Annotated in this window: 4 protein-coding genes; 1 reads left to right on the top strand and 3 read right to left on the bottom strand. The window is 40.6% G+C overall.

From position 1 onward, the window contains the following. The first annotated feature begins 524 nt into the window (after window positions 1-524). Window positions 525-710, top strand: a complete 186-nt coding sequence (locus EZ456_RS21900) for a hypothetical protein (RefSeq protein WP_131533860.1) — start codon at window positions 525-527, stop codon at window positions 708-710. A gap of 27 nt (window positions 711-737) precedes the next feature. On the opposite strand, the gene EZ456_RS21895 is transcribed toward EZ456_RS21900, so the two are convergent. From EZ456_RS21895 to EZ456_RS21885, 3 genes are all read right to left on the bottom strand, one after another. After that, the gene (locus EZ456_RS21895) at window positions 738-1,385 is read right to left on the bottom strand and encodes a response regulator (RefSeq protein WP_057934807.1); all 648 of its coding nucleotides are present in this window, start codon (window positions 1,383-1,385) and stop codon (window positions 738-740) included. Between the two features lie 111 nt (window positions 1,386-1,496). Continuing rightward, window positions 1,497-2,471 carry a PorP/SprF family type IX secretion system membrane protein gene (locus EZ456_RS21890; protein WP_225876598.1) on the bottom strand — a complete coding sequence of 325 codons (975 nt, stop codon included), beginning with the start codon at window positions 2,469-2,471 and terminating at the stop codon, window positions 1,497-1,499. 14 nt (window positions 2,472-2,485) lie between these two features. Further along, window positions 2,486-9,127: DUF7507 domain-containing protein (locus EZ456_RS21885; RefSeq protein WP_131533858.1), on the bottom strand; the 6,642-nt coding region annotated here is incomplete at its 5' end.

Below are 9,127 nucleotides of genomic sequence, written 5' to 3'. Positions count from 1 at the left end.
ACGCTGGGATGATATATGCTTGTACCATTAGTGGGAATGGTACCGTCCTATAAAGCTGTTTTATTTCAAGAAGTATTTACGTAATCTTAAAACCCATGGTTTTAAAAACTGAAAATTCTATGAGCAATTAATTTTCAGCAGTTCATTTTCTTCATTTATGTACACAAAGATATATTATTTAGTATCAATATTTTTACGATACGTCCGAAATACGTATAATTAATTATACACACAAATATAAATTTGATATTTATCAATTGGAATAGCCATTTAAAGCATGAATTTACATGTTTTACAAACAGCTATAATTCAGATATTTTGATCCTGATCAACTAAATAAACACAACTTATAGCTATATCAGCTAAATCCGTTATACTCAAGCAATGTTAAATACAACTTTTGTATCAGTTGTGCATTTTAAAAATCTAAAATTATTTCACCCAGAATTTCAGCGCTAGCTAAAAAGAATAAAATAAAACTTTGAATGTTTTAAAATGTTGAGACAATAAACAACATTTATCTTATGAAAAATAAAGACAATAAAGATTCAGCGGAAAAAGGGAGTAAAAGTAAAGGAAGCTCAAAGGGAAAGGCCTCCTTTGATCAAAACGGAAAGGGTTCTTCAGATAAATTTGGCCAGGCTGGCTCCACACCTAACGAATCAAGAACGGGCGGGCCTGGTACTGTAGATAAAAACAAAAAGGCTTAGAAAAGATAAAAAGAGTAAATACTCTTTTTATCTTTCATAGATACTCATCTTTTCAGCCAGTTCTATAATGCTTTTTATTTTCAGCTTTTGAAAAAGTCTCAATTTATAAGTACTTACTGTACCCATTTGAAGATTTAGCTGATTAGAAATTTCTAATACACCTATCCCCTTTGTGAGTAATTCTGCTACTTCTAATTCTCTACCCGAAAGTTTGGTAAAAGGATTATCAGCATCGTTACCCAAGATACTGTTGAACATGTTTTCCTTAACATTTCTGCTCGAATAGCGACTGCCTGCTAAAATCGTAGTAATAGCGGTTACAATTTCTGATTCTTCTGCATTTTTAGTTAAGTAACCAGATGCGCCAGACTTTAAATATGGAACAGCATAAATATTCTCATTCAAAGATGAAAACACCAAAATTTTTGCGTTTGGCTGAACCAATTTAATTTGATCGATTACCTTAAGGTTGTTACCTCCTGGCAAGTTTACATCAATGATAATTAAACTCGGCGATTTTTCTGTTTCGACAAGCGCCTGCTCTAAAGTAGATGCATGAATGATTTCAACACCAGGCCAAAAGTCTGATATTAAGCCTTTTAATCCACGACGGATGATCTCATGATCATCAGCGATGAGCACAGTAAAAGTACTTACGGCATTTTTTGTTTTCATTATTTTAAGAATATTCTGCAAGTTAATAAAAAGTTACTTTTTTGTACGCAATTGTAGTTAATTTTTCGTTTAAATGTGTAAATATTATTATACACAAGTTTACAGTTTTGTTTAAAACACTCTTGGGGTTGCCAATCTCACATTTTGCTTAATGAACGAATAGGACAATGAAATCTCATGTGTACCGCCGCTATATCCTTGTAACGGGCCAATTGAGAAATCGTAGCCATAACCGATCCTGAGTTTCTCTGATGGAAAAATCTGTATCGCTGCTACGGCAGAATTCCTTGGAGTAAGATCGCGCTGCAGATAGCTTTTATCATACAGCTTTACGCCCGTCCGGTACGAACCGCCAACCCAGATAAAATCTTTGATCATCAAAAAGGCATTCAAATCCAAACTCGTTGGGCCTCCGCGGTCGTCTTTTAACAGGAACGAGGGCTTAACCTGAAAATCTTCCGAAAGCGGAAACAAGGCTCCAGCCGTAAGGTAATAATGCGGTTTGGGCTGTGGAATAAAGGCATAACGGTCAATATCAATATAAGTGGCAATCAGGTTATCGGCCGAGAAACCCGCATAAAACTTATCGTTGGCAAAGTAAACCCCTGCCCTTGCATCGGGCACAATGGTACTCTGCATGCCTACTGGCTGGTTAGGCTCAGGGTTGTTTGGGTTGAGCATAGAACCGTCTATACCCAGCTGCACCATTCCAACACCCAGGCCTAGCGCTAATCTCGAGCTACCATCATCATTCATCCTGATCCGGTAAGAATAGTTGCCATAAATGCTCAGGTTGGTCTGTGCACCAAGTTTATCGCTCGCCACCTGAAGGGCCAAACCTACGTTGCCGCTGTTTGCAATCGCATCTACTGCCAGCGACATGCTTCTTGGTGCTCCGGTAATGCCTGTCCACTGGCTACGGTAAAAGCTATGTACATTCAACACTTCTTTATAACCAGCATAAGCGGGATTGATATAGATCCCGTTGAACATGTATTGACTATACTGCGCATCTTGCTGAGCAGATGCCGATTGTGTAAGCAACAAAAACGAACCTGTTATTAACCATATTAATTTCTTCATCATACCTTCCTCCCCTATTAGTTTTTAAATGCCCTGATCAGGGTGATATAACCTTTAAATACTTTCCACTCAGTATTTCCACCTTTTCTAGCGCGTAACAGATAATAATAGGTTCCTTCATTCAAACCTTCGCCCGTCCAGTTATTCTGGTAACCTTTAGCGCGGAACACTTCGTTACCCCAGCGGTTAACAATGGTGATTTCGTTTTCAGCAAATTCGGCCAGGCCATTAATCTCGAAAGTATCATTTATACCATCGCCATTTGGTGTAAATAAGTTCGGAATCAATAAATCATCGCCTGTTATGATTGCAGCATCAGCTAGAACCATGTTATTATTTAATACCGGATCTGGTTGATCTGCTTTTACTGTTGCTGAGTTGTTTAATACACCAGCAGCTAAGGTTCTTGCTTTAAAGGTTAGTGTTGCGCTCTGATTTAAATCTAAGCTTCCAACTAACCATATCAAATCTCTGCTGGTGGTTGTATAGGTTGTTGTACCGATTGTAACCGTAATTTCTTTAGGGGCATCGATAATAGTCGAAAGCTTGTCTGTAACGGTAACTCCTGTTGCCCTGTTTGGGCCTTTATTCGTAACGGTAATTTTATACATTACATCAGCACCTGTTTTGATATCGCCTTTGGTTAGCAATTCTTTTGTAACCATTAAATCAGCTGATTTATCTACAGCCATAAGCGCTTCTGGCTTAATGGTTGTTCCTAATGGACTCATCATTATAGCCACATTTTTTATGGTATTGTAGCTATTTACATCTGGTGCAACTTTCGCATCAAAAGTTAATACCGTACTTGAGTTTGCCTGCATATTAATCGTCCATTTCAAGGTATTACCCATAACGGTACCATAACCTGAAACAGAATTCGGAATATAGGTTAAGCCTGCAGGAAGTTCATCGGTTATGGTTACTCCATTTAGTGCAGCGCCGCCTGTATTTTTAACATGAAGCGAATAAGTCAAAATTTCGTTGGCTTGTGCTTTGCCATCTTTATTGCCCTTGCTATCAACAACTGATTTACTACCTTCCAACATTCCTTCTGTAGGAATTGATACAGCCGGATTCAATGGTGTTGAGGTATTTCCAGGATCAGTAACAGTAGCGGTGTTATTCACACTTAACACACCCGAAGGAATAATGCCATTAACCGTTACTTTAAAGGTTACCAGCACCTGTCCATTAGCAGGAATGGTCAAATTGTTCCAGTTTAATATATTGCCTACTAACGATCCAGCATTATCTGCACTTGCACTTACATATGTAGTATTATTTGGAATCGCATCGGTAATATTCACACCTGTTCTGGCTGTATTTCCATTGTTTTTAACGATAATATGATAAGTTAAAACCTCATTTGCTTCGGCTTTTCCATTGTTGTTAGCATCGGTAACGGTTTTCGAACTAACAATTTTTGGCAATTCTAAAATAGTAGGATAGTCGTTGTCTTCCTCGGTTCCCGAAACATCCGAAACTGAAATTCCAGCTGGCGTAGTGGCCGTAAGTGTAGCCGTGTTTCTTACCGAACTTGCATTTTTCTCTGCCTGCGTAATGTCATAAATAGCCGTGGCCACCGCCGTTTGATCAGGTGCGATACTTGCGGGTGTGAAAGTAAGCGTTGATGAAATTTTTGGATCAAGCAAACTGAAATTCCTCAAAGTAACATTCCCGGTATTTTTTGCTGTAAAAGTATAGGTAACCGAATTTCCATCGGCACTTAAAACACCTGTTTTAACCAAAGTAAGGCCCGGTGTTTCTTTAATCAAGAATACTGTAGGGTCATCAGGCGCCAGGGTTCTTGGATCATCTGAAAGTTTACTCAGTTTATTAGCGCCCGAATAGTTGGCAACCAAACCAGCCTGGTTAACAAACTTACCGTTATCGATTTCTGGTTGTGTTAAGGTGTGTCTCGCTAAAATCAAAGCGGTTTCGGCAGGTTCTAATTTACTGATGGAAGCAGGCGTAATACTACCCGGATCTGCTCCTTCATCGGTTACTACAATATTGGTTAGCGTAACATTACCCGTATTGGTTACCTGAATGCTGTACTCAATTACTTTAACGACACCCGCACTATTCGCAAACATTTTGGTAAACCTAACTGATGGATTGGCCACAATTGAACTAAAGGTTGCATCATCTGCTGTAGGGGTTGATGGATCGTCGGATACTTTCGAGATCGTATTTCCTTTCGGATCTTTTACGTTTGCACTTATCTGATTACTGAAACCACCAGCGTTTACATCACTTTGTTTTACGGTATGTTTAGCTGTAATACTAACTATAGCACCTGGTAATACCGAAGCTATATTCGAAGGGGTTAAACTACCGGCATCTGCATTTGCATCAACTAATGTAATATCGGTTAAGGTTACATTCCCCGTGTTTTTGAATATAATACTGTAATTGATTACATCGCCAACCTTGGTTGCACTATTTGTGGCAGCTTTAGTTAAGGTGAAACCTGGCGATGGCGTTAATTGGGTTACTGTAGCATCAATTGGTGCTGGTGTAGACGGATCATCAGATAACTGACTAAGTGTATTCCCTTTATTATCAGTTAATTTTATTGATGCCTGATTAATAAACGCTCCCTGGTTGATATCACTTTGTGTTAAAGTGTGTTTTGCCGTAACATTAACGCTTGCGCCCGGCGCCAAAGTTGAAATACTTGCTGGTTTGATCGATCCGGCATCAACCGCAGCATCGCTCAGGGTTAAATTGCTTAACGTAACACTTCCTGTATTGGTAATAGTGAAGCTATAATCGATCGATTCGCCAATTTTCGTCCCTACAGCACTGGCTACTTTTGTAAAAGTAAGTGAGGAAGTATTTAAAATTGGTGTTACAGTAGGATTATCGTTTCCATTTCCAGTTCCAGAAATATCAGTAACCATATTTCCTGCAGGTGTTTTGGCACTTACTGAAGCGCTATTACTTACTGAGTCCGCATCTTTATCACTTTGTGAAAGGACATAAACCTGATTGTAGGTAAAGCTCGCCCCTACGGCTAATGCTGTTGGGAATGTTTTACTTAAAGCTAATTTCTGATCAATTAACACTACATTATTTAAGGCTACACCGCCAACATTGGTTATGTTAAAAGTGTAAGTAACGCTGTTACCATCTGCACTTAATGTACCCGTTTTAACCAATGCTACTTTACCTTTCATTATAGGGGTCGTAACGGTTGATTGATTGTTTACATTTTCAGGATCTGTTGATTTGGCGGTTGGACTTAACGACACGCTGTTCACCAAATCTGTTCCGGCATATGCTGCTGCCACACGGCCGTTAACGGTTAAACTTACCTGTTGGCCAATCAATAGATCTGCAGCAAGAGTAAAGTTTTTTCCGCTTGAACTATAGGTTCCGCCGATTGCATTGTAACTTATATTTTCCAGTCCTGCCGGAAGATTTTCTATCAGTCCGATTGATTCGCCACTTAATACCGTAGCAGGTCCGTTGTTTTTAATAGTGATGGTATAGCTGATATCGCCATTTGTTTCAACACCAGTTATATTGGCTGTTTTACTTACCTGAAGATCAGTTATCCAATTCGGGATGCTAACGATTATTACTGCTGCTGAAGTTTTTGCAGCATCCAGTTTATCGGTAATCTGATAAGTCAGCGTATAAACTCCAGGAAGCGTTCCTGCCGCAACATTTACTTTTCCGGTTGCTGCATCAATGTTAATTTTTGGATTTGAAGTTGAAATCTGATTGATTACAATCGTAGCTGTAGTTGCAGGAGAAACATCATTATACTTATCGTTAATCAGGATATTATCAACAGCTACGCCACCTGTAAAACCATTTGCTGTTCCGGTATCGTCTTTGGCCAAAATTGTACTTGTACCAACAGTGATGGTTACAGCAGCCGTTTTTGTCTGACCTGGGTTCAGTTTATCTTCGATCTGGTAAACCAAAGTATAGGTTCCCGCAGGAGTGTTCGGTGCAACATTAACCTTTCCAGTGGTTACATCTAAGGTAACATTCGGATTTGTTGTCGAAACTTGGCTTAATTTCACCTCGTTTAATGTGGCTGGGTTGCCATTGTAGGTATCGTTAGTCAATACATTTTCAACTGCAGTACCACCCGTGAAGCCGTTTGCATTTCCAGAATCGTTTGTGGCAGCCAATGCTGGTGCACCAACCGTGATGGTTACAGTAGCGGTCTTCGCCTGACCTGGGTTCAGTTTATCTTCGATCTGGTAAACCAAAGTATAGGTTCCTGCCTGAGTGTTTGGTGCAACGTTAACCTTTCCGGTGGTTATATCTAAAGTAACATTCGGATTTGTTGTTGAAACCTGGCTTAATTTCACCTCGTTTAATGTAGCTGGGTTGCCATTGTAAGTATCGTTAGCCAATACATTCTCAACTGCTGTTCCGCCAGTGAAGCCGTTTGCATTTCCTGAATCGTTTGTTGCAGCCAAGGCAGGTACCCCAACCGTGATGGTTACAGCAGCCGTTTTTGCCTGACCTGGGTTCAGTTTATCTTCGATCTGGTAAACCAAAGTATAGCTTCCTGCCGGAGTGTTCGGTGCAACATTAACTTTTCCAGTGGTTACATCTAAGGTAACATTCGGATTGGTGGTCGAAACCTGGCTTAATTTCACCTCGTTTAATGTAACTGGGTTGCCGTTGTAGGTATCGTTAGTCAATACGTTCTCAACTGCTGTACCCCCCGTGAAGCCGTTTGCATTTCCTGAATCGTTTGTGGCAGCCAATGAAGGTGCACCAACTGTAATGGTTACAGTAGCCTGTTTGGTTTGATTTGCATCTAATTTATCTACAATTTCATAAACTAAGGTGTAAACGCCTGCTGCTGTATTTGGTTTAACATCAACCTGTCCAGTTACAACATTAAGCGTTACATTAGGATTTGTTGTTGAAACTTGGGTAATGGTTACATCATTTAACGTTGGAGCTGTTGAAGTTCCATTGTAACCATCATTAGAAAGGACATTATTTACAGCTACCCCACCTACTAAACCATTTGCACTTCCGGCATCATCCTTTGCCAATAGTGTTCCCGAAGCCACTGTTACTTTTACCGTTGTGGTCGAAGTTTTTGAAGCATCCAGTCTATCGGTGATGGTATATGTTAAAGTGTAAACACCCGCTGGGGTATTTGCTGTTACGCTTACYGCTCCTGTTGTTGGATYAAGTGTTACYTTRCCATTGCTATCATTCGTGCCATTGGTAATGGTGACATCAGCCAAAGTTGGAGCTGTTGTTGTTCCGTTATAAGTATCGTTGGCTAAAACATTCGCAACTGCGGTTCCACCTGTTACCGAGTTGGCGGTACCAGCATCATCCTTAGCCAATAGTATTCCCGAAGCCACAGTAACCTTTACCGTTGCAGTCGAAGTTTTCGAAGCATCCAGTTTATCAGTGATGGTGTAAGTTAAAGTGTAAACGCCGGCTGGGGTATTTGCTGTTACGCTTACTGCTCCTGTTGAAGGATTAAGTGTTACTTTACCATTGCTATCATTCGTGCCATTGGTAATGGTGACATCAGCCAAAGTTGGAGCTGYTGTYGTTCCGTTGTAGGTATCGTTCGAAAGTACATTGGCAACTGCTGTTCCACCTGTTACTGAGTTGGCAGTACCGGCATCATCTTTCGCCAATAGTGTTCCCGAAGCCACTGTTACTTTTACCGTTGCAGTCGATGTTTTTGAAGCATCCAGTTTATCGGTGATCGTATAAGTTAAAGTATAAACGCCGGCTGGGGTATTTGCTACCACACTTACCGCTCCTGTTAAAGGATCAAGGGTTACCTTGCCGTTGCTGTCGTTAGTGCCGTTTGTGATGGTGACATCCACCAAAGTTGGAGCTGTTGCAGTTCCGTTATAGGTATCGTTCGAAAGTATATTGGCAACCGCCGTTCCGCCTGTTACCGAGTTAGCTATTCCGGCATCATCCTTAGCCAATAATGCACCCGAAGCTACCGTTACTTTTACTGTTGCAGTAGAAGTTTTAGAGGCATCCAGTTTATCGGTGATCGTATTACCGTTGCTGTCATTTGTACCATTGGTAATGGTTACATCCGCCAAAGTTGGAGCTGTTGTCGTTCCGTTATAGGTATCGTTGGCCAAAACATTCGCAACTGCGGTTCCGCCTGTTACCGAGTTTGAAGTACCGGCATCATCTTTAGCCAACAGAGCTCCAGATGCTACCGTAATTTTAACTGTTGCAGTCGAAGTTTTCGAAGCATCCAGTTTATCAGTGATCGTATAAGTTAAAGTGTAAATACCAGCCGGGGTATTTGCTACCACACTTACCGCTCCTGTTAAAGCATCAAGGGTTACTTTACCATTGCTATCGTTTGTTCCATTGGTAATGGTTACATCATTTAATGTTGGAGCTATTGCAGTTCCATTGTAAGTATCGTTCAAAAGTACATTAGCAACTGCTGTTCCACCTGTTACTGAGTTGGCAGTACCTGCATCATCTTTTGCCAATAGTACACCCGAAGCCACGGTTACTTTTACCGTTGCGGTTGAAGTTTTCGAGGCATCTAATTTATCGGTGATGGTATAAGTTAAGTTATAAACACCAGCTGGGGTATTTGCGGCCACACCCACCGCTCCTGTTGAAGGATCGAGGGTTACCTTGCCATTGCTATCGTTTGTACCGTTGGT

It is taken from the genome of Pedobacter psychrodurus (assembly GCF_004331735.1).
GTDB lineage: Bacteria > Bacteroidota > Bacteroidia > Sphingobacteriales > Sphingobacteriaceae > Pedobacter > Pedobacter psychrodurus.
This window is presented reverse-complemented; position numbering and strand designations above follow the sequence as displayed.